Genomic DNA, 22,453 nt, shown 5'->3' with positions numbered 1-22,453 from the left:
CGATGGGATGGCGGCTCGCCCTTCGCCCGTACGTCCTGATCGTCCCCGCCCTGCTGCTGACCTGCGGGATCCTCTATCCCTTCGGACTCGGCCTCTACTACACGCTGTTCGACTTCTCGGCGAGCAAGCCGCAGCCGGACATGGTGCGGTTCGAGAACTACGAGACCGTCTTCACCCAGGAGGCGTTCTGGAACTCGGCGTGGGTGACGGTGCTGTACGCGGTGGGGGCGGCCGCCGTGGAGACGGTGCTCGGCGTGACCGTCGCCCTGCTGCTGCACCGCTCGTCGATCGTCGGACGGGTGCTGGAGAAGATCCTGATCCTGCCGCTGATGATCGCGCCGGTGATCGCCGCGATCATCTGGAAGCTGATGCTCCAGCCGTCGGTCGGCGTCGTGAACCACCTGCTCAGACCCTTCGGGCTGGGCGGCGTGCAGTGGACGGACACCCCGACCGGGGCGCTGCTGTCGTCCATCGCCGTGGACGTGTGGGTGTACACGCCGTTCGTGGCGATCCTCGCGCTCGCCGGGCTGCGCTCGCTGCCGGCCTCCCCCTTCGAGGCGGCGGCCGTCGACGGGGCGGGCTGGTGGTACACGTTCCGGCGGCTGACGCTGCCGATGCTGTGGCCGTACGTGCTGGTCGCGGTGATCTTCCGGTTCATGGACTCGCTGAAGGTGTTCGACATCATCTACGCCCTGACCGAGGGCGGCCCCGGTGACTCCACCGTCGTCCTGCAGATCAGGGCCTATCTGGAGGCGATCCGCTTCCAGCGCTACTCGTTCGGCATCAGCTACACCATCGTGCTGTGGGCCGTGGTGTATCTCGCCGCGATGGTGCTGGTGAAGCACCTGGGGAAGATCCAGCGGAAGGCGGCTGAGGCGAAATGACCCTGCGCACACGCCTGTTGGGGTGGCTCGCGGACGCCGCCCTCATCCTCTACTTCGTCTTCGCGCTGTTCCCGATCGCCTGGATGGTGATCCTCTCCCTGAAGCCCACGAACGAGCTCTTCTCCACCTACTTCTCCTTCTCCCCCACTCTCGACGGCTACCGCACGGTCCTCGGCGACAGCGAGGGCATCCCGTTCGTGCGGTTCTTCGTCAACAGCCTGGTGGTGTCGGTGGGCGCGGTGGTCCTCTCCCTCCTCGTGGGGCTCCCCGCGGCGTACGCCTCGGCGCGCTGGCGCTTCAAGGGCTCCGAGAACCTGATGTTCACGCTGCTGTCGTTCCGGTTCGCGCCCGAACTCACCGTGATCATCCCGCTGTTCGTGCTGTACCAGAAGCTCGGCCTGTTCGACACGTACGTCGGCATGGTGTGGGTGCTCCAGCTGGTCACCCTGCCGCTGATCGTGTGGATCATGCGGTCCTACTTCGCCGACCTCACGCCCGAGCTGGAACAGGCGGCGCTCCTGGACGGCTACACCCGCAAGCAGGCGTTCGTGCGGGTGGCGCTGCCGCTGGTGAAGCCGGGGGTGGCGGCGGTGTCCCTGCTGGCGTTCATCTTCGCCTGGAACAACTTCGTCTTCCCGCTGATCCTGACCTCCAACGAGGCGCAGACCGTGACCGTGGGCGCGCTGTCCTTCCTCGGCGGCGACCGGCCCAAGTACAACCTGACGGCCGCCGCCGCGCTCGTCTCCGTCGTACCGCCGTTGCTGCTCGCGCTGACGATCCAGCGGTATCTGGTGCGCGGGCTGTCGTTCGGGGCGGTGAAGTCGTGATCCGGCTGCGGGGCATCAGCAAGGCGTACGGGAGGACCACGGCCCTGGACGACCTCGACCTGGAGGTCCGCGAGGGCGAGTTCTTCTGTCTGCTCGGCCCCTCGGGAGCGGGCAAGACCACCACCCTGAAGACCGTCGCCGGGCTGGAGACCCCCGACGCCGGCTCCGTCGAACTCGACGGCCGGGACATGCGCGGCGTCGAACCGTACGACCGCGGTGTCGCGATGTGCTTCGAGAGCTACGCCCTCTACCCGCACAAGTCGGCGTACGACAACCTGGCCTCGCCGCTGCGCTCGCCTCGCCACCGCCTCCCCGCGGCCGAGGCCCGGGAGCGGATCGGCGAGGTCGCCGAACTCCTCGGCATCTCCGCCCTGCTGGACCGCCCGGTCGGCCGGCTCTCCAACGGCCAGCGGCAGCGCGTCGCCCTCGGCCGCGTCCTGGTCCGCCCCGCCCGCGCCTTCCTCCTCGACGAGCCGCTGTCCCACCTGGACGCCAAGCTGCGCCAGCAGATGCGGGCGGAACTGAAGGCGATCGGCGCGGTGCGGCGCACGACCACCCTCTACGTCACGCATGACTCCGTGGAGGCGCTGGCGCTCGGCGACCGGATCGGGGTGATCCGGAACGGGCGGATCGTGCAGACGGGGACGCGGGAGGAGATCTGGTACCGGCCCCATGACACGGAGGTGGCGCGGGCCTTCGGGCGGCCCCGGATCAATCTGCTGCCGGGCGCGGTCACCGCCGACGGCGGTTTCCGTTCCGCCGACGGCAAGGTCGAGTTGCCGGTCCGGGCGGAGGCGGCGCCCGGCACCGACGTCCTGATCGGTGTCCGGCCCCGCGACCTCACCCTCGGCGCGGGCCCCGGTCACGAGCTCACCGGCACCGTCTACGTCACCGAGGTGCTCGGCCGGTCCGTGGAGGTCACCGTCCGGCTCGGCGGGCAGCGCCTGTCCCTGGTCGCCCCGCGCGGCGAGGCGACCTCGCTTCGGCCCGACGATCCGGTACGACTGTCGGTCCGGCCTGAGAACCTGCTGCTGTTCGAGGCCGACCGGCCGGAGCGTCCAGGACGAAGGATCGGACCATGAACCACGCCCAGCAGGGCCCCGCCGCCCGCCAGTCCGCCATGGCCGAGCAGGTCCTCGCCGACGGTTCCGCCACCGCCGCCGAGCTGGCCGAACGGTTCGGGGTGAGCCTGATGACCATCCACCGGGACCTCGACGAGCTCGAACGGCAGGGGATCGTCCGCAAGTTCCGGGGCGGGGTGACCGCGCAGCCGTCCGGGGTCTTCGAGTCCAACGTGCAGTACCGGCTGAAGACCATGCGCGCGGAGAAGGCGGCCGTCGCCGAGCGCGCCCTGCGGATGGTCGAGCCCGGCATGGCGATCATGCTGGACGACTCCACCTCCACCCTGGAGATAGCCCGCAGGCTGCGGCTCGGGGAGGTGACCCCGCTGACGGTCGTCACCAACTTCCTGGAGGCGATCAACATGCTCTCCGACCAGCGCGGCATCCACCTCATGGCGCTCGGCGGCGACTACGACCCGCTGCACTCCTCCTTCCTCGGCGTGTCCTGCGTCGAGGCGATCGGGCAGCTGCGCGTGGACGTCTGCTTCGCGTCGACGTCGGCCGTGCACGGGGGTTACGCCTACCACCAGGAGCAGCACATCGTGTCGGTGAAGCGGGCGATGCTGGACGCTTCCGCCCGCAACGTCCTGCTGATCGACCACACCAAACTCGCCCGGGTCGCCCTGCACCGGGTGGTCCCCCTGTCCCGCTTCGACCTGCTCCTCGTGGACGACGGGGCGTCGGCCGAGGCGCTGCGGGACCTGGACGAGCACAAGGTCACCTACGAAGTCTGCGCGAAGCCACCGACCGCGACGAAGGGCAGCGATGACCGGGCTGGAGCTACGTGATCTGCGCAAGACCTACGCGGTGCGGGGCCGCCCGCCGGTGGACGCCGTACGCGGCATCGACCTGACCCTGCGCTCCGGTGAGCTGCTCGGTCTGCTCGGCCCGTCGGGCTGCGGGAAGTCCACGACCCTGCGGATGATCGCCGGACTGGAGACGGTGACCGGCGGAGACGTCCTGGTCGGCGGTGCGTCGGTGATCTCCCAGCCGGCCCGGCGGCGCAACATCGGGGTGGCGTTCGAGAACTACGCCCTCTATCCGCCGCTGACCGTGGCGGAGAACCTCGCCTTCGGGCTCAGGGCGCGCAGGCGGGCCGACCGGGGGGACGTGGCCCGCAAGGTCGAGGAGATCGCCGAGCGCGTCGACCTCACCGGTATCCTCGATGCCCGCCCCGCGGGCCTGTCCAGCGGCCAGAAGCAGCGCGTGTCCCTGGCCCGCGCGCTGATCCGCGAACCCGACGTACTCCTCCTCGACGAGCCGCTGTCCCATCTCGACGCGGCGCAGCGCGACACCACCCGCCGCGAACTGAAGCGCATCCAGCGGGACTTGGGGCATACGACCATCCTGGTCACCCACGACCAGGAGGAGGCCCTCTCCCTCGCCGACCGGATCGCCGTGATGAAGGACGGCGTGATCCAGCAGCTGGGCACCCCGTACGAGATCTACGACAGCCCCGCCAACCTCTTCGTCGCGGACTTCGTCGGCGAACCGGCGATCAACCTGCTTCCGGGGGTGGCGACGGACGACGGACACGCCCGCCTCTCCGCCACGGCACGGATCGCGCTGCCGGTGCCGGTGGCCGCGGGCCGCGAGGTGGTCGTCGGGATCCGCCCGGAGGACCTGACGCTGACCGGCGAGGAGGGTCTCACCGCCCGCGTCGTGGCCCATGAGCCCCTGCTGGAGTCGGGCATCGCGACCCTCGCCCTCGACGGCGTCGAACGCTCCCTCGTCGTCCTCACCGACGCCGAGGTCCGCCTCGCCCACGACGACCACGTCCACGTCACCGCCGACCCTCATCTCACCCATGTCTTCGACGCCGAGACAGGAGACTCCCTGCGATGACCAACGGGAACCGCGTGCGCGTGCTGGCCGCCGGCGACCACTTCGTCCTGCCCTCGCTCATCAAGGACGCGCTGGGCCATGAACTCTCCTGCGACGTGACGGAGTTGACGCTGGGCTGGCCGTTGGAGCCGTTCGGTCCGGTGGCCGAGGTGACGGAGGCCAGCGACGCCGAGGACGAGCTGATCGAGGCGCTCGCCGGGGCGCAGGTGCTGGTCACGCAGATGGGCCCGGTGACGGAACGCGTCCTGGAGGCCCGCCCCGAGCTGCGGCTGGTGGTCGTGTGCCGGGGCGGCCCGGTGAACGTCAACCTGGACGCGGCCAAGCGGCACGACGTGCGGGTCTGCTACGCCCCAGGCCGCAACGCCGCCGCCACCGCCGAGTTCACCGTCGGCATGCTGCTGGCCGCCCTGCGCCGCATCCCGCAGGCCCACCACCTGCTGGCGCTGCGGGGCAGCTGGGACGGCTCGACGTACTACACCTACGACCACAGCGGCCTGGAACTGGAGGACCTGCCCGTCGGGCTCGTCGGCTACGGCGCCGTCGGCAGCCGGGTCGCGCGGGCGCTGTGCGCCTTCGGGGCGCAGGTCATGGTCCACGACCCCTATGCCCGCGGCGAGATCCACGGCCTGCGGCTGGCCTCCCTCGACGAACTCCTGCGCCGCTCCCGGGTCCTCACCCTGCACGCCCGGCTCACCGCGGAGACCCGCGGAATGATCGGCGCCCGGGAGCTGGCCCTGCTGCCGCGGGGCGCGGTCGTCGTGAACGTGGCCCGCGGCCCGCTGCTGGACGAGGACGCGCTGTGCACCGCCCTGGAGGACGGCCACCTCTCGGCGGCGGCCCTGGACACCTACGCGCGGGAGCCGCTGCCCCCGCACTCGCGGCTGCACGCCCTGGCCGACCGTGTCGTACTGACCCCGCACCTGGGCGGCGCGTCCCGGGCGGTGGCCCACAAGGCGGCGGCGATCGCGGCGGCCGAGGTGGGGCGCTGGGTGCGCGGGGAGCCGCTGGCCAACTGCCTGACGTGACCTGAGGAGGTCGGCATGTACGTCGGTATCGATGTGGGCACGTCGATGGTGAAGGCCGCTGCCTTCGACGGCTCCGGTCACGAACTGGCCGTGGCGGCCCGGCCGGTGGGCCTGGCGCTGCGCGGCGGGTTCGTGGAGCAGGACATGGAGGAGGTGTACGGGACGGTCGTCGCCGTGCTGGAGGAGGTGACCTCCCGGGTCCCGGAGCCGGTCGAACTGGCCGGGCTCACCGGGCAGGGCGACGGGGTGTGGCTGGTCGACAAGGACGGCCGGCCGGTGCGGCCCGCCGCCTCCTGGATGGACGGGCGGGCGCACGAGCTGGTCGACCAGTGGCTGGCGGACGGCACCTTCGAGACGGTGTTCCGGCGCACGGGCAGCGCCATGTTCCCCGGCTGCCCGGGCCCCCTGCTGGCCTGGCTCGACCGCTACGAGCCGAAGTCGCTCGACGCGGCGACCACCGCCCTGTACTGCAAGGACATGGTGTTCCACCGGCTGACGGGGGCGGGGCCCGCAACGGATGTGTCGGACGCCTCGATGCCGTTCCTGGACCCGCGGACGCGGAGCTACGACAACCGGGTCGTGGAGCTCCTGGGGCTGGCCCACCGGCGCGGGCTGCTCGCGCCGGTCAGCGATCCGGTCGCGACGGCGGCGGCACGCGGCGAGGGCCTCGCGGCCGGGACCCGGCTCGCGAACGGGCCGTACGACCTGCCGGCCAGTGCGCTGGGCGCGGGGGTGACCTCGCCCGGCGACGGCCTCCTCATCGTCGGCACCTGTCTGGCCGGCCTGGTCGCCACCACGGACCTGGATCTGACCGGTGAGCCGGGGGGCCTGTACATCAGCACCGACCGGCCCGGGCACTGGCTGCGCGCGATGCCCGCGATGGTCGGAACGGCGGCGCTGGACTGGGTGCTGTCGACGACGGGCGTACGGCACGAGGAGGTCGACGGACTGCTGGCCGAGACCCCGCCGGGGGCGCACGGGGTGCGGGTGCTGCCGTACTTCGCGCCCTCGGGCGAGCGCGCGCCCTTCGTGGAGCCCCGGCTGCGCGCCGAGCTGACCGGGGTGTCGCTGGAGTCGACCCGCGCCGATCTGGTCCGGGCGACCTGCGAGGGCATCGGCTACGCGGCCCGGCACTGTCTGGAGGCGGCCGGGCTGACGGGGACGCTCGCCGTCTGCGGCGGCGGGACGCGCAGCCCGGCCTGGATGCGGCTGCTCGCGGACGTCCTGGGGCGGCCGCTCAGGGTCGTCGAGGGCGAGGTCGGCGCGCGCGGCGCGGTGCTCGCGGCGGCCGAGCGGTACGGCGAGTCACTGGACGCCGGGACGTGGACGCGGCCGACCGCGGTCGTCGAACCGGACGCGGCACGCGCCGCGTACTACGCGCACGGGTACGAGGAACACCTGACCCGCCTGAGTGCGGCGCGCGGCCGGGCCCGGGCCTGAACAGCCCTGCGACGAGAGGGAGTTTGCATGCACCCGAGACGGAGATCCCTGCTGCTCGCGGCCGCCGGTACCACGGCGGCCGCCGCCGTCCCCGCGGCCGCCGCGGCCGCACCCGGGTCCCACCCCCCGCGGCGGCCGCTCGTCATCGGGCACCGCGGCGCGGCCGGCTGGCGTCCCGAGCACACGGCGGCCTCGTACACGTACGCGGTGCAGACCGGCGCCGACTGGATCGAGCCGGACCTGGTGCCGACGAAGGACCATGTGCTCGTGGTCCGGCACGAGAACGAGATCTCGCAGACCACCGACGTGGCCGCGCATCCGGAGTTCGCGGACCGCCGGACGACGAGGACGGTGGACGGACGGGCGGTGACCGGCTGGTTCACCGAGGACTTCACGCTGGCGGAGCTGAAGACGCTGCGGGCGGTGGAGCGACTGCCGCTCGTCCGCAACCGCAACACCGTGTTCGACGGCCGGGAGGAGGTCCTCACCTTCCAGGAGGTCGTCGACCTGGCGCGCGGGCTGTCGAAGGCGTACGGCCGGACGATCGCCGTCTTTCCGGAGACCAAGCACCCGACGTACTTCCGCTCCCTGGGCCTGCCGCTGGAGCCGGAGCTGGCGCGGGTGATCCGGCGCAACCGGCTGGGCCGGCGCGAGTGCGTCGTGCAGTCCTTCGAGCCGACGAGCCTCACGCGGATCGCGGCCGAGAAACTGGGGCTGGATCTGTGGCAGGCGCTGGGCACCACGGGCGGGCCCTACGACCTGGTCTCGTCCGGTGATCCGACGACGTACAAGGACATGATGACCCCGGCGGGGCTGGCGCGGATCGCGGCGTACGCGCGGTGGATCGGGCCGGACAAGTCCTCGCTCGTCGGCACGTCCCTCCTCGCGGACGCGCACACGGCGGGGCTGCGGGTGGGGCCGTACACCTTCCGCGCGGAGAACCAGTTCCTGCCGGCGGACCTGCGCCGGGGAACCGGACCGAACGATTTCGGGGACGCGTTCGCGGAGTACGCGCTGTACTACGGGCTGGGGGTCGACGCCGTGGTGACCGACTTCCCCGATCTGGCGGTGATGGCGAGGAGGGGTTGATGAGGACCCGCACACTGGACTGCCCGACCTGCGGCACCATGCAGATCTTCCGGTTCCTCGACAAGGAGGAGAGGGCCGCGGTACGGGCGAAGGAGGGGCCGGACTTCTTCGTGGACAACCTGTGGCGCTGCACCGGCAAGGGCTGCCTGACGTACTACCCGCAGTTCAACAAGGCCGGCTACGGCCGCCTCCCCGAGAAGTTCCTCGTGGAGGAGACCGCGGCCGGCGAGTGAGCCCTACAGGTTGCTGAAGTCCGGGCCCTTGGTGCGGGTCCGCTTGATCTCGTAGAAGCCCGGCACGGAGGCCACGGCGAGGGTGCCGTCCCAGAGCTTGGCGGCGTCCTCGCCCTGCGGGGCCGGGGTGACGACAGGGCCGAAGAACGCGATCTGCTCGCCGTTGTCGCCGGGGACGGCGATGACCGGGGTGCCGACCTCCTGGCCGACCTTCTCGATGCCCTCCTTGTGGGAGGCGCGCAGCTGCGGCTCGTAGGGGGTGTCGTCCCAGTGCTCCATGAGGGACTCGGGCAGGCCGACGTCCTTCAGTGCGGCGGCGACGGTCTCCTTGCCGGAGCCCTCGCCCTGGTTGTGGAAGCGGGTGCCGAGCGCGGTGTAGAGGTCGCCGAGCACCTCGGTGCCGTGCTCCTCCTGGGCGGCGATGACGACCCGGACCGGGCCCCACGCCTTGGTCTCCAGGAAGTCGCGGTACTCCGCCGGCAGGTCGTCCAGCTTGTCCTCGTTGAGGACGGCGAGGCTCATCAGGTGCCAGCGCACCTCGATGTCACGGACCTTCTCCACCTCCAGCACCCAGCGTGAGGTCATCCAGGCCCAGGGGCACAGCGGGTCGAACCAGAAGTCGACGGGGGTCTTGTCCGACATGTCTCTCCTCATGAGGCAAGCAGGTCTCAGCTGAACCTCTGGGGGAACACCGCTGCTCGCCCGGCCATTCCCCGGTGCCAGGGGTCAGGGGCACATGGCAGGATCGGCCTGTCCGCATACTGAACACGACCCCAGGGAGTGCCACCCGTGCCCGGAGAGAATCTGTCCCGTGACGAGGCCCGGGAGCGGGCCGCCCTGCTGTCCGTCGACGGGTACGACGTGTCCCTCGACGTCCGGTCCGCGCTCGGCGACCACGACTCCGAGGACGGCGGGCCGCGCACCTTCCGCTCGGTGACCACCATCCGCTTCCGCTGCAGCGAGCCCGGCGCGACGAGCTTCGCCGACCTGATCGCGCCGAGCGTGACGGCCGTCTCCCTCAACGGCAAGGACCTCGACCCGAGCGAGGTCTTCGACGGCTCGCGGATCGTCCTGGAGGACCTGGCCGCCGACAATGAACTCGTCGTCGACGCGCGGTGCGCCTACTCCCGCACCGGCGAGGGCCTGCACCGCTTCGTCGACCCCGAGGACGGCGAGGTCTACCTCTACACGCAGTACGAGCCGGCCGACTCCCGACGGGTCTTCGCCAACTTCGAGCAGCCGGACCTCAAGGCGCCGTTCCGCTTCGAGGTGCGGGCGCCGGAGGCGTGGACGGTGTGGAGCAACGGCACCGGTGAACGCACGGACGGCATCTGGAGGTTCGCGGAGACCAAGCCGATCTCGACGTACATCACCTGTGTGGTGGCGGGTCCGTACCACTACGTCACGGACTCCTACGAGCGCGCTCTGGGCGACGGCTCGACGCTGCGGATCCCGCTCGGCGCGATGTGCCGCAAGGGCCTGGCGCCCTACTTCGACGCGGACGACATCTTCCTGGTCACCAAGCAGGGCCTGGACTTCTTCCACGACCACTTCGACTACCCCTACCCCTTCGGCAAGTACGACCAGGCGTTCGTGCCCGAGTACAACCTCGGCGCGATGGAGAACCCGGGGATGGTGACCTTCCGGGAGGAGTTCGTCTTCCGCGGCAAGGTGACGCAGGCGTCGTACGAGGGCCGGGCGAACGTCATCCTGCACGAGATGGCGCACATGTGGTTCGGCGACCTGGTCACCATGGTGTGGTGGGACGACCTGTGGCTGAAGGAGTCCTTCGCGGACTTCATGGGCACGTTCGCCAACGTCGGCGCGACCCGCTTCAAGAACGCCTGGATCACCTTCGCCAACCGCCGCAAGGCATGGGCGTACCGGGCCGACCAGCTGCCCTCCACGCACCCGATCACGGCGGACATCCGCGACCTGCAGGACGCCAAGCTCAACTTCGACGGCATCACCTACGCCAAGGGCGCCTCGGTCCTCAAGCAGCTGGTGGCGTACGTCGGCCAGGACGCCTTCCTGGAGGGCGCGCGGCGCTACTTCAAGCGGCACGCGTACGGCAACACGCAGCTCGGGGACCTGCTGTCGGTGCTGGAGGAGACCAGCGGCCGGGACATGGGCGCGTGGGCGCGTTCCTGGCTCCAGACGGCGGGCGTGAACTCGCTGACCCCGCAGGTGCTGCTGGACGGCGAGGGCCGGGTGAGCGAGCTGGCGGTGGTGCAGGAGGCCGCCGAGTCGCACCCGGAACTGCGCCCGCACCGGATCGGCGTCGGGCTGTACCGCCGGGGCGCGGACGGGGCGCTGGAGCGGTACGCGCGCGCCGAGGTGGACGTGGACGGGCCGCGCACGGTCGTGACGGAGCTGGCGGGCGCCGAGGCGCCGGAGTTGGTGCTGGTCAACGACGACGACCTGACGTTCTGCAAGACCCGCTTCGACGCCACCTCGCTGGCGACGCTGCGGGCCGCGCTGGGCGACATGACCGACCCGCTGGCGCGTGCCCTGTGCTGGTCGGCGCTGTGGAACATGACGCGGGACGCGCTGCTGCCGGCCCGGGAGTTCATCGACCTGGTGCTGCGCTTCGCCCACCAGGAGTCCGACATCGGCGTTCTGCAGATGCTGCACGCCTGGGCCGACTCGGCGCTGACGCACTACGCCGCGCCCGAGTGGCGCGAGGAGGGCTCGCGGCTGCTGACGCAGGGCGCGACGAGCCGGCTGTACGCCGCCGAGCCCGGCAGCGAACACCAGCTGGCGTGGGCGCGGTTCTTCGCCCGGGTGACCGACGAGCCGGGTTCCGCGCTGCTGTCGGGCCTGCTCGACGGTTCGGCCGTGGTCGACGGTCTCGCCGTGGACCAGGAGCTGCGCTGGGCGCTGCTGGACACCCTGGCCACGTACGGCGTCGTCGGTGAGAAGGAGCTGGCGGCCGAGCTGGCCCGCGACGACACGGCGTCCGGCAAGCGGCACCAGGTGCGCTGCCTGGCCGCGCGGCCGTCCGAGGCGGTCAAGGCGCAGGCGTGGGCGCAGGTCGTGGAGTCGGACGCGCTGTCCAACGCCCTGGTGGAGGCGACCATCGCGGGCTTCGTGCAGCCGTCGCAGCGGGAGCTGCTGGCGCCGTACGCCGAGAAGTACTTCGCCGTGATCGAGCGGGTGTGGGCCGAGCGGTCCATCCAGATCGGCATGGACGTGGTCCGGGGTCTGTTCCCGGGGCTCCAGCAGTCGCAGGCCACCCTGGACGCGACGGACGTGTGGCTCGCGGCGCACGAGGACGCGGCTCCGGCGCTGCGGCGGCTGGTGCTGGAGGCGCGGGACGATCTGGCGCGCGGGCTGCGGGGCCAGGAATGTGACGCGGCGGCGTCAACCGGCTGAGACCTTTGGCCAACGGTCGCGGCCTGCGTGACCGTTACGGAATTCAGGCAATAGCAGCCGTAACCCCTGGCCCCACCCGATTGGACCAGGGGTTTTCGGTGCGTACTCGGCATCCGAACACCCGTCCTTTAGTGCTGGGTTGTCCGTTTTTGTCGACGGCCCTGTAACAGCGGTTAGCGGGCCGAGCAGGCACGGGAACCTCCGGGTCATGAACCACAACACCCCGCTCTCCCCGCTGTCCCCCCGCCCCCTGCGCCACCTCTCCGAGATCCACCGCCGTGTCATGACGGCCGCCCGGCTCAAGTCGCACGGCGTCGCCCCCGCCGAGATCAGCGAGCAGTGCCGCCCCGGCGGCCCCTGGCAGCAGATCCTGCCCGGCGTCCTGCTGCTCCACCCCGGCCCGCCGACCAGCGAGGAGCGGCTGCACGCGGTGCTGATGTACGCGTCGCGGGAGCGCACGCCCGGCGTGCCGGCCCAGCCGGACGCGGACAGCGAGGGCCACGCGGGTCCCGCCTACCCCGAGGTGATGATCACGGGCCTCGCGGCGCTGACCCTGCACGGCTTCTCCGCGACGCCGCCGCTGACCGCCCTGGACACGATCGACGTCCTGGTGCCCCGGATGCGCCGGCTGCGCTCCACGGGCTGCGCCCGCGTCCTGCGCGCTCCCGCCCTGCCCGCGCCCCGGCAGGTCACCGGCCTTCCGGTGGCTCCGGTCCCGCGCGCGCTGGCCGACGCCGTCGCCGAGCTCACCGACGCGGGCGCGGTGCGCCGGCTGCTGACCGAGGCCGTGCGCGGCGGGCACTGCGAACCGGCCTCGGTGGTCAGGGAGTTGAACCAGGCGAAGCTGCTGAGCCGCCCGCACGTGGTGGACGCGGTGGACTCGCTGCTGGCCGAGGGCCGCGCCATCGCCGAGGACCGGCTGTACGCGATGGTCCACGAGCACGGCCTGCCCGACCCGGTCTGGAACGTGGACCTGCGCCTGCCCGGCGGCCCCCACCTCGGCGGCCTGGACGCCTACTGGCCCGAGCAGGCGGTGGCCGTGGAACTGGACACCCGCGCACCCCGCCAGGACCGGCGGGAGGGCGACGACGCCCTGTGGTCCGAGTACGCCCGCAAGCGCGAGACCTTGGAGCGGCTCGGCATCACGGTCGTCCACATCACCCCGAAGAAGCTCCGGGACGGGATGGAGCAGCAGGCCGCGGTGGTCCGTACGGCGCTGATGGCGGCGGCCGACCGTGATCCGGCCGCGTACGTCGTGGTGCTGCCGAGGTAGTGACGGACCGCGAAGGCAGCATCAGGAGGGGAGAGGAGGGGCCACCGGTGCCGGGCACCGGCGGCCCCTCCTCGTGTCACCGGGCGAGGGGCGGGCGGGGTGCGCGGTGTCAGCCCTTCTTCAGCACCAGCTCCGTGTTGCGGTCCTTGCGGTCGCCCGCGAGCTTCGTGCTCGCGCCGGGGGCGTTGAGGGACAGCTCCCGGTAGAGGGCGGCGAGGCCCGTCTGGGAGAGGTCGGTGAAGCTGGTGCGGTGCGGGGCCGAGGACTCGATCAGCGTGGTGAACAGCGAGATCGTGCCGTCCTTGTTGTCCACCACCTCGATGATCCGGGCGAGCTGGGGGAAGTCGACGTGGGAGGCGGTGGAGATCTCCCAGAACGCGTGGCCGCCGGTGCCGGAGTGCGGGGTGATGACGTTCTTGTGGATGTGACCGTTCACCCAGGCGAGCACGTTGCGGTGGCTGCCGAGGAGCCGGAGCAGCTCGGCCCCGCCCACCCGCCGCTCGCTCGGGCGGGCCGGGTCACGCCGCAGGTTGTCCATCGTCCCGCTGGTGTGATGACTGAAGATGATCGCGTACGAGTCCTTGTTCTCCCGCAGCGTCCGGTCCAGCCAGGTGAACTGGGCCGCCCCGATGGACCCCTCGTAGTGGCCACCCGGGTCGGTGGTGTCGAGGCTGATGCCGATGACGTCGTCGGCGATGCGGAAGCTGTAGTACTGGGTGCCCGCGTCCAGGTTGGCCGTCGAGTAGCCGTGGCCGACCGGGCCGTGGCCGCGGTGGGCCGGGTTCAGGTGGGCCCGGAGGTAGTCCCTGGGCGTGAACGGGGCGCGGCTCTCGTCCGGGGTGACCGAGCGCATGGAGCGGGCGTGGGCCTTGAGGAAGTCCTTGAAGACGGTGCCCCTCGGGTCCTTGTCCTGCTTGAGGGAGTCCTGGAGCTTCTTGGCGTCCGCGGCGGAGACGTTCATCAGCTTCTTGCCGCCGACGGCGAGGTCGGTGAGGTACGAGTCGCTGTGCGAGGCGTAGGTGCCCAGCGGCATCGCGTCGTGGTTGCCGACGGTCGAGTACCAGGGGATGTTCAGGCCGGGGCTGCGCATCTCGCGGATCGCGGCGGCCAGATAGCCGTCGATGTGCGGGAAGCCGAGCTGCTTGTCGGCGTCGCGGACGGTGTCGTCGGCCTGCCAGTACAGCTTCAGGCCGCTGTTCTGGACGCCCTCGTAGCGCCGCGGGTCACCGGTGTTCGGGGTGACCTTCCCGCCGCTCATCACCGTCAGGAACCACTCCAGCTCGGACCTGCAGTTGTTGTCCGTGTTGTCGCCGGTGGTCATGGCGAAGTGGAGCGGGGCGCCGGTGACGGGGGCGCCCCGCAGCGCGTTGATCCGCTCGACCAGCGCGACGGCGCCGGGCACGGTCAGCGCCTCCTGCGGGCGCCAGGCGTGCACGTCCGTCGAGCGCAGGTACTCCAGGCGCAGCGGGTGCTGGGCGTCGATCAGGTGCAGGTCGGTGAGCTGCACGAAGGAGGCGAGCGCGGTACGGCGGCTCTCGCGGCCGGACTTGGCGGCGGCCAGGTTCTCACGCACGACCCGCTTCCAGCCGGGCCCGTCGACGAGCCGACGGTAGCCGCCGCTGCCCTGCGGCGTGGCGACGTTCGCGACGGTCGTGCCCCGCGTGTACGGCGCGAGGGCGACGGGCACCCTGCGGGAGGCCCCGACGGGCGCCTCGGCGGCGGCGTTGTCCGCGGCGGCGTTCGGCGCGCTCGCGGCTCCGTGGGTGGTGGCGGCCTCGCTGTCCGTGGGCCGCAGGGCGTAGCCGACGCCGGCGGAGAGGGTCACCGCTCCGGTGGCGGCGAGCAGGGTACGGCGGTGGACCCCCAGCGTGGAGCTGGCGACAGAGCGTATGCGCGACATGGCGCGATCTCCCCGAGTGCGAACGCGTCGGCAGTGGTCGCGGGGTGGTCGCGGATGCGAACATCCCGCTCACTGTGGATCGTTGGCACCGGGAATGACCTGCGCATGAACACGACTGCAACGCGCAGCGCCGATCACCGTACGTGGATCTTGGACTACCTTCCGCGTCCACGGCCGCTCCTCGAACGGCCGGGACGCGGTCACTCCCTGTTCATCTTTCGGGGTAACAGAGCTAGTTCCGGGCGGCTGCGATCCGCCCCGCGGCGGGCCGCTCGCGCCACAGTGACAGCCCCTTGCCGACCAGGGAGACACAGCGCAGCTCCGGCACCGCGGCCATCGGGTGCCAGGCCGCCATGTCGGTGGAACCGCCGGTCTCGTAGCGCAGTTCGCCGCCGGTGACCCGGGCCTCGTAGACCAGGCGCACACCGTGGTGGTCGACGCCGCGGCCGAGGCGGGCCGGGAAGAGGCGGTGGGAGGAGTCGATGCCGAGCAGGCCGGTCGGTTCGACGAGGTAGCCGGTCTCCTCCTCCACCTCCCGCACGACCGTGTCGTAGGGATCCTCGCCGTGTTCCATGCCGCCGCCGGGCAGCACCCATTCGAAGCCGCCGCCGGGCGCCGGGGAACGCGCGAGGAGGAGCTGACCGTCACGAACGCATATGGCGTAGGCCGCCACCCTCAACTTCTTCCGCACGGGGGGACGTTAGTCGGCGGGGACCCGATGCGCAGGTGAATTTCCGGCGGTACGGGTGACTCACCCCTTTTTCACCCCTCGCCCCTTATGTATCGGGGGTTTTCCCCACCCGTTCATTTCGATTGGGTCAACTCTTCCCAAACATCCTTCCCTTGCATAAAGCTGTGCGGTCGTCCGGGATCACATACCGAACGCCCGTTGCTCCTTTACCAACAAGGGATGCCGATGACCCTCACCCCCCAGCGCGAACCGAAGCCGGGCCCGAGACGCGCGGCCCGCATAGCCGTGGCCGCCGGACTTGTCGCCGCGCTCTCCGCGGCCGGTCCGATACCCATGGCGATGGCCGTGGACCCCGCGCCGGCGGCGACGGACCCGAGCGTCAAGTCCGCCCACGACAAGCTCGGTTCGGACGACGCCGACCTGCTCGCCGAGGCGAAGGCCGGCGACGCCAGGAACGTCACGATGATGATCGCGACCGCGCCCGGGCAGACCGAGCGGGTCGCCGAGCAGCTGGACGCGGTCGGCTCCGTGGGCCGCACCTACGACAAGCTCGGCTACGTCCGGGCCACCGTCCCCACCGGCAAGGCCGACTCGGCCATCGCCGCGGCGGCGAAGCTCTCCTCGGTGCACGGCATCGACCTGCGCGAGGAGATACCCCTGGACGACCCCGCCGTCGACACGAAGAAGTCGACGGCCGGCGCGACCACGTACCCGGCGCCGGGGAAGACGACCCCGGCCGAGAACCCGTACAACCCGTCCTTCGAGACGGGTGCCGTCGACTTCGTGAAGAAGAACCCGAGGGCGGACGGCCGCGGCATCACCATCGGCATCCTCGACTCCGGCATCGACCTCGCGCACCCGGCGCTGCAGAAGACCAGCACGGGCGAGCGGAAGATCGTCGACTGGGTCACCGCCACCGACCCGCTGCTCGACAGCGACCGCACCTGGCGCCCGATGGTGACCTCGGTCTCCGGGCCCAGCTTCACCTACGGCGGCAAGACCTGGACCGCGCCGGCCGGTTCCTACCAGGTGAGCACCTTCCTGGAGTCGTACACCACGGGGGGCGACGCGGCGGGCGACGCCAACCGCGACGGCGACAAGACCGACTCCTGGGGCGTCCTGTACGACGCCGCGAACGGCACCGTCCGGGTCGACCTCAACAACAACTTCGACTTCGGTGACGACACCCCGATGAAGCCGTACAAGGACGGCTACCAGATCGGGTACTTCGGCACCGACGACCCGGCGACCGACGTCGCCGAGCGGCAGCCGTTCGTCGTGCAGATCCGCAAGGACGTGCCGATGGACCCGCTGGGCGGGGACTGGGTCGGCCAGAAGCGCGACTTCGTCAACATCGGCGTCATCGAGTCCGAGCACGGCACCCACGTCGCCGGCATCACCGCCGCGAACGGCCTGTTCGGCGGGAAGATGAACGGCGCGGCCCCGGGCGCGAAGCTCGTCGCCTCCCGCGCCTGCACCTGGACCGGCGGCTGCACCAACGTCGCGCTCACCGAGGGCATGATCGACCTCGTCGTCAACCGCGGCGTCGACATCGTCAACATGTCCATCGGCGGTCTCCCGGCGCTGAACGACGGCAACAACGCCCGCGCGGAGCTGTACACGCGCCTCATCGACACCTACGGCGTGCAGCTGGTGATCTCCGCCGGCAACTCCGGCCCCGGCGCCAACACCATCGGCGACCCGGGCCTGGCGAGCAAGGTCATCTCGGTCGGCGCGACCATCTCCAAGGAGACCTGGGCCGCCAACTACGGCTCCGCCGTGGAGAAGAACTACGCGATGATGCCGTTCTCCTCGCGCGGTCCGCGTGAGGACGGCGGCTTCACCCCGACGCTGTCCGCGCCGGGCGCCGCGATCAACACCACGCAGACCTGGCTGCCGGGCGGTCCGGTCGCCGAGGCGGGCTACTCCCTGCCGGCCGGCTACTCGATGCTCCAGGGCACCTCGATGGCGTCCCCGCAGGCCGCGGGCGCGTCCGCGCTGCTGCTGAGCGCCGCCAAGGCCGCGCACATCGACCTCACCCCGGCGAAGCTGCGCACCGCGCTGACCTCGACCGCCGACCACATCAAGGGTGTGCAGGCGTACGAGGAGGGTGCCGGCCTCATCAACATCGAGGACGCCTGGGACTCCATCCGTGACGGCGCCACCGCCCACGAGTACTCGGTGAAGGCGCCGGTCGACACCGCGATCGACCAGTTCCTGAAGACCCCGGGCTTCGGCACGGGCGTCTACGACCGCGAGGGCGGCCTCAAGGCCGGGCAGAAGAAGACGTACGACGTCACCATCACGCGTACGTCCGGCGCGGACAAGGCGATCCGGCACGAGCTGCACCTGGAGAACAACGCCGGTGACACCTTCCGCATCGTCGGCTCCGACGAGATCAGCCTCGGCCTGAACAAGCCGGTCACCGTCAAGGTCGCCGCGAAGCCGTCCTCGGCGGGCATCAAGAGCGCGATCCTGGAGGTCGACGACCCGCGCACCGAGGGCGTCGACAAGCAGATCCTCAACACGGTCGTGGTCTCGCAGCCGCTGAAGTACAGCTACTCGGCGTCCGGTTCGGTGCAGCGCAACAGCACCAAGTCGTACTTCGTGACCGTCCCCGAGGGCGCGAAGTCGCTGGAGGTCGCGATCGGCGGGCTGAAGGGCAAGAGCCAGACCCGCTTCATCGCCATCCACCCGTACGGCGTCCCGTCCGACAACACCGGCACCCCGTACTGCTACAACAACTACCTCGACGGCAACGGCTGCAAGCCGGACGTGCGTGCCTACGCCGACCCGCAGCCGGGCGTCTGGGAGATCGAGGTCGAGTCGCGCCGTACGTCGCCGCTGCTCGACAACCCCTACAAGCTGGATGTCACCGTCCTCGGCGCGGCCTTCGACCCGGAGACCGTGACCGTGCCCGAGGCCAAGGTCGGCACGCCGGCCGCCGCCTCCTGGAAGGTGACCAACAACTACGCGGCCCTCGACGGCAAGGCGGCCGGCGGCCCGCTCGGTTCGTCGAAGACGGCGCGCCCGGACATCACCGAGGGCGTCACGCAGACCACCACGGTCGACGTGCCCGCGGGCGCCACGTCGCTGGACGTCTCCATCGGCAACGTCTCCGACGCGGCCGCCGACCTCGACCTGGTCGTCTACGACGCGGCCGGCACCGAGGTCGGCAGCTCCGCCGACGGTGACTCGGAGGAGTCGGTCTCGGTCGCGAACCCGGCGGCCGGCAAGTACAGCGTCGAGGTCATCGGCTACTCGGTCCCGAGCGGCTCGACGGCCTACGACTACCTGGACGTGTTCTTCTCCGCCGCGCTCGGCACCGTCTCGGTGTCCGACGCGCCGGTGAAGCTCGGCACCGGCCAGTCGGCGACCCTCACCGGCAGCGTCACCGCGCAGGCGGCCGCTCCGGAGGGCCGTGAGTTCTTCGGCCAGGTCCAGCTGCTGAACGCGCGCGGCACGGTCGCGGGCGTCGGCAACGTGAAGATCGAGAAGGTCGTTCCGTAGTCCGGAGCACGGAGTACGGCGATCGGGGCGGGCGTCCGTGAGGGCGCCCGCCCCTTGCCGTTCAGCAGCCGAGCTCCCGTGCCTCGGGCAGCGAGGCGGTGATCCAGGCCCGCTCGGGGGCGATGTCCCGCTCGCCGACGGCCCAGAAGTCGGGCTCGCGTTCGCCCTGCGGCACACCGATGAGCACCGGGTCGCCCTTGCGGAGACCGGGCACGAGGTTCTCGTCGACCACGAAGGTCACCTCCCGCTCGCCCTTGTCCGGCCGGTAGTAGCGGGTCATGTCCAGCGTGACGCGCACCGAGGCGGTGCCGGGGACCCGCTCCACGGAGGTGGCCCGCCCCTCGGCCACCAGTCGCGCACAGGCGAGATAGAGCGGGCTGCCGAACTCGGCGCCGCCCGACTGCTGCGAGGGAAGGGCCTTGTCCGCGCTGGACGCCCCCGCGTCGGAACTGACGCCGGACCCGGCCTGCGTCAGCAGCCAGCCCATGCCCGCGAGCACGGACGCGGCGGCGGCCACGGCGAGCGAGCCGAGGGCGACGGTGAGGATCCGGCGCCGGGCGCGGGCGGGCTGCCGTACGGGAGCCGGCTCGGGCCGCGGTGGCGGTGGCTCGGCGAGCGCGTGCCCGATGATGCCGAGCTGCTCGCGCAGCAGCGCCACGTCGGCCGCGGCGGCGGCGTGCTCGGCCAGGAAGGCGTCGTCCGCGCGTGCCGCGTCGGAGAGCGGTTCACCGGTGATCGCGGCCATCAGCGCGTCGGTGCCGCGGCTGTGGTTCTCGGCGGTCATGTCACACCACCTCGTCCTCGTGCAGGCGGGCGCGCAGGGCCCGTACCGCCGTGTGCAGCCTGCTCTTGACCGTGCCCTCCGGGATGCCGAGCTCCGCGGCGATGTCGCGCACCGGGAGGTCGCCGTAGAAGCGCAGCACGAGGACCTGACGCTGGGCGTCCGGGAGCTCGTCCAGGCCCTTGGCCACGGCGAGGGAGAGCAGGCTGGTGTCCTCGCCGGAGGGGTGCTCGGTCTGGCTCAGGGAGGCGAGCCGTTCGCCGAGGCGGTCCTGGCGCTTCTTGGCCCGGTGCCAGTCCATGGCGAGGTTGGAGGCGACGACCGCCGCCCACGCCGACACGTCCCGCGGCGCCTCACGTCCGCTGGCGGCCCTCTCGAGCAGCCGCAGGCGGACCTGCTGTACCCCGTCCGGCAGGTCCGCCTGCGGCACCCCGCCGAGCGCGAGCACCGCCCGCACCCGACGCTCCTGGGCCGCGTCCAGCGGATCGTCCAGGACGTCCCGGACGGCGCCGCCCCCCTGGCCGCCGCGGGCCCTTCTGCGCAGCACAGCCACCCCTCCCCTCGCCGTGTGGTGACTGTGACGCCGGGACGGGCCAAAACGTTCGGGGGAATTTCCGGGGACTTGTCGCCGCTGCACAGAGGCATACGTCACACGGCCGCGTAGGCCGGCCGCCGGCGGGCAGGCGAGCTTGCGGCGCGGGGCCGCCGTAGGGTGAATTTCTCCAGCTCAGCCGGGGTGGGAGCAGGAGATCCGCAACCGGGTGGCGAGTCCGTCGCGTCCCATTGTTTGAGCATCCCGGTCAAACGATTGGAAGGCGGACCAAGGCTGACCGCATGATGGAAACGCCTCGGCCATGCCGCAGACACAGACAAGCCACGTAGAAGGAGTCGCCGTGAGGGTCGGAATCGTCGGAGCCACCGGTCAGGTCGGCACGGTCATGCGCAGGATCCTCAAGGAGCGCGACTTCCCGGTCACCGAGCTGCGGCTGTTCGCCTCGGCCCGTTCGGCGGGTTCGGTCCTGGACGGCGTGACGGTGGAGGACGCGGCGACCGCCGACTACTCCGGCCTGGACATCGTGCTGTTCTCCGCGGGCGGCTCGACGTCGAAGGCGCTGGCGGAGAAGGTCGCCTCCCAGGGCGCCGTGGTGATCGACAACTCCTCCGCGTGGCGCCGCGACCCCGAGGTCCCGCTGGTCGTCTCCGAGGTGAACCCGCACGCGATCGCCGACCGCCCCAAGGGCATCATCGCCAACCCGAACTGCACCACGATGGCCGCGATGCCGGTGCTGAAGCCGCTGCACGCCGAGGCCGGTCTCGAAGCGCTCGTGGTCGCCACCTACCAGGCCGTCTCCGGCTCCGGTCTGGCCGGCGTGGACGAGCTGTTCGAGCAGGTCAAGAAGGTCGGCGACGACGCGCCCAAGCTGACGCACGACGGCAGCGCGGCGGAGTTCCCGGCCCCGAACAAGTACGTGGCGCCGATCGCGTACAACGTCCTGCCGCTGGCCGGTTCGATCGTCGACGACGGCCTGAACGAGACCGACGAGGAGCAGAAGCTCCGCCACGAGTCCCGCAAGATCCTGGAGATCCCCGGTCTGAAGGTCTCCGGCACCTGCGTCCGCGTCCCGGTCTTCTCCGGCCACTCCCTCCAGGTCAACGCCCGCTTCGCCCGCCCGATCAGCGCGGAGCGTGCCAAGGAGCTGCTGGCGGGTGCCCCGGGCGTGGCCCTCAGCGATGTCCCCACCCCGCTCCAGGCGGCCGGCCAGGACCCGTCCTACGTGGGCCGTATCCGCGCCGACGAGACGGTCGAGCACGGCATCGCCCTGTTCGTCTCCAACGACAACCTCCGCAAGGGCGCCGCGCTGAACGCGGTGCAGATCGCGGAGCTGGTGGCGGCGGAGCTGAAGGGCTGACGCCCACCCGCACCAGGCACTGCACAGGGGCGCCCACCCTCACCGGTGGGCGCCCCTGCCGTGTTCAGCGGGGCCTGCGCACCTCGTACAGGAAGCACCCGTACTCCACGGCCCTGACGTGCAGCAGCGCCACGTCCGGGTCGGCGAACGCCTGCGTGAACGCCTCCTCGAAGGCCCCCGGCTCCACGAGCCGGCCGCCGAGGATGCGGCCGTCGGCCGAGTAGCGGCGCACCGTGCGGTGGGCGTTGGCGAAGGGCAGCGCCTCCCCGTCCGGTCCCCCGCACTCCTCGGCGTGGACGAACACGGGCCCCTGCTCGTCGTACGCCCCCGGATCGACGCCCGTCGCCGCCGCCCAGCGGCGCAGCGGCGCGTACGAGACGAGGGCGATGCGTTCCCCGGGAGCACTGCGGCGAAGGCAGCAGCGCAGGGGCGCGCCACCCTCCTCGTCGGTCACGGGAACCATGCGGCGCCCCGCGTCGTCGGCGGTGCGCAGCTCCTTCAGGGCGGTCGGGTCGATGGGGTGTGCGCCAGGGATCGTCATGCCCCCAG

At 71.5% G+C, this 22,453-nt stretch carries 19 protein-coding genes; 13 read left to right on the top strand and 6 right to left on the bottom strand.

Going from position 1 to position 22,453, the window contains the following annotated elements:
* Positions 1 to 2: 2 nt before the first annotated feature.
* From ACGFW6_RS42995 to ACGFW6_RS42955, 9 genes are read left to right on the top strand one after another with little or no spacing between them, the layout of a single operon-like run.
* Positions 3 to 884: a carbohydrate ABC transporter permease gene (locus tag ACGFW6_RS42995; protein WP_393522612.1), complete on the top strand. Its 882-nt coding sequence runs from the start codon at positions 3 to 5 to the stop codon at positions 882 to 884.
* Positions 881 to 1,711 carry a carbohydrate ABC transporter permease gene (locus tag ACGFW6_RS42990; RefSeq protein WP_393522609.1) on the top strand — a complete coding sequence of 277 codons (831 nt, stop codon included), beginning with the start codon at positions 881 to 883 and terminating at the stop codon, positions 1,709 to 1,711. The genes ACGFW6_RS42995 and ACGFW6_RS42990 overlap by 4 nt, the downstream gene beginning before the upstream one ends.
* Entirely contained in the window at positions 1,708 to 2,793 is a 1,086-nt protein-coding gene (locus ACGFW6_RS42985; protein ID WP_393522606.1) for an ABC transporter ATP-binding protein, read from the top strand. Before ACGFW6_RS42990 ends, ACGFW6_RS42985 begins: the two co-directional genes overlap by 4 nt.
* The gene (locus ACGFW6_RS42980; protein ID WP_393522603.1) at positions 2,790 to 3,620 is read left to right on the top strand and encodes a DeoR/GlpR family DNA-binding transcription regulator; all 831 of its coding nucleotides are present in this window, start codon (positions 2,790 to 2,792) and stop codon (positions 3,618 to 3,620) included. Before ACGFW6_RS42985 ends, ACGFW6_RS42980 begins: the two co-directional genes overlap by 4 nt.
* Positions 3,598 to 4,677 carry an ABC transporter ATP-binding protein gene (locus ACGFW6_RS42975; protein WP_393522600.1) on the top strand — a complete coding sequence of 360 codons (1,080 nt, stop codon included), beginning with the start codon at positions 3,598 to 3,600 and terminating at the stop codon, positions 4,675 to 4,677. Before ACGFW6_RS42980 ends, ACGFW6_RS42975 begins: the two co-directional genes overlap by 23 nt.
* Positions 4,674 to 5,702, top strand: a complete 1,029-nt coding sequence (locus ACGFW6_RS42970; protein ID WP_393522597.1) for a 2-hydroxyacid dehydrogenase — start codon at positions 4,674 to 4,676, stop codon at positions 5,700 to 5,702. The genes ACGFW6_RS42975 and ACGFW6_RS42970 overlap by 4 nt, the downstream gene beginning before the upstream one ends.
* 15 nt (positions 5,703 to 5,717) lie before the next feature.
* Positions 5,718 to 7,142, top strand: coding sequence for an FGGY family carbohydrate kinase (locus ACGFW6_RS42965; protein ID WP_393522594.1), 1,425 nt, complete (start codon positions 5,718 to 5,720; stop codon positions 7,140 to 7,142).
* 27 nt (positions 7,143 to 7,169) lie between these two features.
* Positions 7,170 to 8,231, top strand: coding sequence for a glycerophosphodiester phosphodiesterase family protein (locus ACGFW6_RS42960; RefSeq protein ID WP_393522592.1), 1,062 nt, complete (start codon positions 7,170 to 7,172; stop codon positions 8,229 to 8,231).
* Complete coding sequence (locus ACGFW6_RS42955; protein ID WP_393522590.1) at positions 8,231 to 8,464, top strand: hypothetical protein; 234 nt, start codon at positions 8,231 to 8,233, stop codon at positions 8,462 to 8,464. Before ACGFW6_RS42960 ends, ACGFW6_RS42955 begins: the two co-directional genes overlap by 1 nt.
* Positions 8,465 to 8,467: 3 nt before the next feature.
* On the opposite strand, the gene ACGFW6_RS42950 is transcribed toward ACGFW6_RS42955, so the two are convergent.
* Positions 8,468 to 9,106: a DsbA family protein gene (locus ACGFW6_RS42950; protein WP_393522587.1), complete on the bottom strand. Its 639-nt coding sequence runs from the start codon at positions 9,104 to 9,106 to the stop codon at positions 8,468 to 8,470.
* Positions 9,107 to 9,253: 147 nt separating this feature from the next.
* Between ACGFW6_RS42950 and pepN the strand changes: the two genes are divergently transcribed.
* Entirely contained in the window at positions 9,254 to 11,839 is a 2,586-nt protein-coding gene (pepN, locus tag ACGFW6_RS42945; protein ID WP_393522585.1) for an aminopeptidase N, read from the top strand.
* A 208-nt stretch (positions 11,840 to 12,047) separates the two neighbouring features.
* Positions 12,048 to 13,112 carry a hypothetical protein gene (locus tag ACGFW6_RS42940; protein ID WP_393522582.1) on the top strand — a complete coding sequence of 355 codons (1,065 nt, stop codon included), beginning with the start codon at positions 12,048 to 12,050 and terminating at the stop codon, positions 13,110 to 13,112.
* 109 nt (positions 13,113 to 13,221) lie between these two features.
* On the opposite strand, the gene ACGFW6_RS42935 is transcribed toward ACGFW6_RS42940, so the two are convergent.
* On the bottom strand, positions 13,222 to 15,012 hold the full coding sequence (locus ACGFW6_RS42935; protein ID WP_393522579.1) for a TIGR03767 family metallophosphoesterase: 1,791 nt from the start codon (positions 15,010 to 15,012) through the stop codon (positions 13,222 to 13,224).
* A gap of 232 nt (positions 15,013 to 15,244) precedes the next feature.
* The gene (locus ACGFW6_RS42930; RefSeq protein ID WP_393522576.1) at positions 15,245 to 15,703 is read right to left on the bottom strand and encodes an NUDIX hydrolase; all 459 of its coding nucleotides are present in this window, start codon (positions 15,701 to 15,703) and stop codon (positions 15,245 to 15,247) included.
* Positions 15,704 to 15,928: 225 nt separating this feature from the next.
* On the opposite strand from ACGFW6_RS42930, the gene ACGFW6_RS42925 reads away from it, so the two are divergent.
* Positions 15,929 to 19,213 (top strand): S8 family serine peptidase, encoded by a 3,285-nt coding sequence (locus ACGFW6_RS42925; protein ID WP_393522573.1) that lies wholly within the window; start codon positions 15,929 to 15,931, stop codon positions 19,211 to 19,213.
* A 61-nt stretch (positions 19,214 to 19,274) separates the two neighbouring features.
* Here ACGFW6_RS42925 and ACGFW6_RS42920 read toward each other — a convergent pair whose 3' ends face one another.
* Together ACGFW6_RS42920 and ACGFW6_RS42915 are read right to left on the bottom strand one after the other, a co-directional pair.
* Entirely contained in the window at positions 19,275 to 19,997 is a 723-nt protein-coding gene (locus tag ACGFW6_RS42920) for a hypothetical protein (RefSeq protein WP_393522570.1), read from the bottom strand.
* A gap of 1 nt (position 19,998) precedes the next feature.
* Positions 19,999 to 20,547, bottom strand: coding sequence for an RNA polymerase sigma factor (locus tag ACGFW6_RS42915; protein WP_393522567.1), 549 nt, complete (start codon positions 20,545 to 20,547; stop codon positions 19,999 to 20,001).
* Positions 20,548 to 20,887: 340 nt separating this feature from the next.
* On the opposite strand from ACGFW6_RS42915, the gene ACGFW6_RS42910 reads away from it, so the two are divergent.
* Positions 20,888 to 21,904 carry an aspartate-semialdehyde dehydrogenase gene (locus ACGFW6_RS42910; RefSeq protein ID WP_030955963.1) on the top strand — a complete coding sequence of 339 codons (1,017 nt, stop codon included), beginning with the start codon at positions 20,888 to 20,890 and terminating at the stop codon, positions 21,902 to 21,904.
* Positions 21,905 to 21,968: 64 nt separating this feature from the next.
* Here the strand turns inward: ACGFW6_RS42910 and ACGFW6_RS42905 are convergent, their stop codons facing one another.
* Positions 21,969 to 22,445, bottom strand: coding sequence for a DUF1203 domain-containing protein (locus ACGFW6_RS42905; RefSeq protein WP_393522564.1), 477 nt, complete (start codon positions 22,443 to 22,445; stop codon positions 21,969 to 21,971).
* Positions 22,446 to 22,453 lie beyond the last annotated feature (8 nt).

The sequence above is a fragment of the Streptomyces sp. Y7 genome (assembly GCF_043195415.1).
GTDB lineage: Bacteria > Actinomycetota > Actinomycetes > Streptomycetales > Streptomycetaceae > Streptomyces.
This window is presented reverse-complemented; position numbering and strand designations above follow the sequence as displayed.

Bases quoted from the DNA above. Each gene is read 5' to 3' on its own strand.
- ACGFW6_RS42970 (WP_393522597.1), top strand. From the start codon at position 4,674: ATGACCAACGGGAACCGCGTGCGCGTGCTGGCCGCCGGCGACCACTTC.
- ACGFW6_RS42980 (WP_393522603.1), top strand. From the start codon at position 2,790: ATGAACCACGCCCAGCAGGGCCCCGCCGCCCGCCAGTCCGCCATGGCC.
- ACGFW6_RS42950 (WP_393522587.1), bottom strand. From the start codon at position 9,106: ATGTCGGACAAGACCCCCGTCGACTTCTGGTTCGACCCGCTGTGCCCC.
- ACGFW6_RS42940 (WP_393522582.1), top strand. From the start codon at position 12,048: ATGAACCACAACACCCCGCTCTCCCCGCTGTCCCCCCGCCCCCTGCGC.
- ACGFW6_RS42965 (WP_393522594.1), top strand. From the start codon at position 5,718: ATGTACGTCGGTATCGATGTGGGCACGTCGATGGTGAAGGCCGCTGCC.
- ACGFW6_RS42925 (WP_393522573.1), top strand. From the start codon at position 15,929: ATGACCCTCACCCCCCAGCGCGAACCGAAGCCGGGCCCGAGACGCGCG.
- ACGFW6_RS42905 (WP_393522564.1), bottom strand. From the start codon at position 22,445: ATGACGATCCCTGGCGCACACCCCATCGACCCGACCGCCCTGAAGGAG.
- ACGFW6_RS42935 (WP_393522579.1), bottom strand. From the start codon at position 15,012: ATGTCGCGCATACGCTCTGTCGCCAGCTCCACGCTGGGGGTCCACCGC.
- ACGFW6_RS42995 (WP_393522612.1), top strand. From the start codon at position 3: ATGGGATGGCGGCTCGCCCTTCGCCCGTACGTCCTGATCGTCCCCGCC.
- ACGFW6_RS42990 (WP_393522609.1), top strand. From the start codon at position 881: ATGACCCTGCGCACACGCCTGTTGGGGTGGCTCGCGGACGCCGCCCTC.
- ACGFW6_RS42975 (WP_393522600.1), top strand. From the start codon at position 3,598: ATGACCGGGCTGGAGCTACGTGATCTGCGCAAGACCTACGCGGTGCGG.
- ACGFW6_RS42960 (WP_393522592.1), top strand. From the start codon at position 7,170: ATGCACCCGAGACGGAGATCCCTGCTGCTCGCGGCCGCCGGTACCACG.
- ACGFW6_RS42920 (WP_393522570.1), bottom strand. From the start codon at position 19,997: ATGACCGCCGAGAACCACAGCCGCGGCACCGACGCGCTGATGGCCGCG.
- ACGFW6_RS42955 (WP_393522590.1), top strand. From the start codon at position 8,231: ATGAGGACCCGCACACTGGACTGCCCGACCTGCGGCACCATGCAGATC.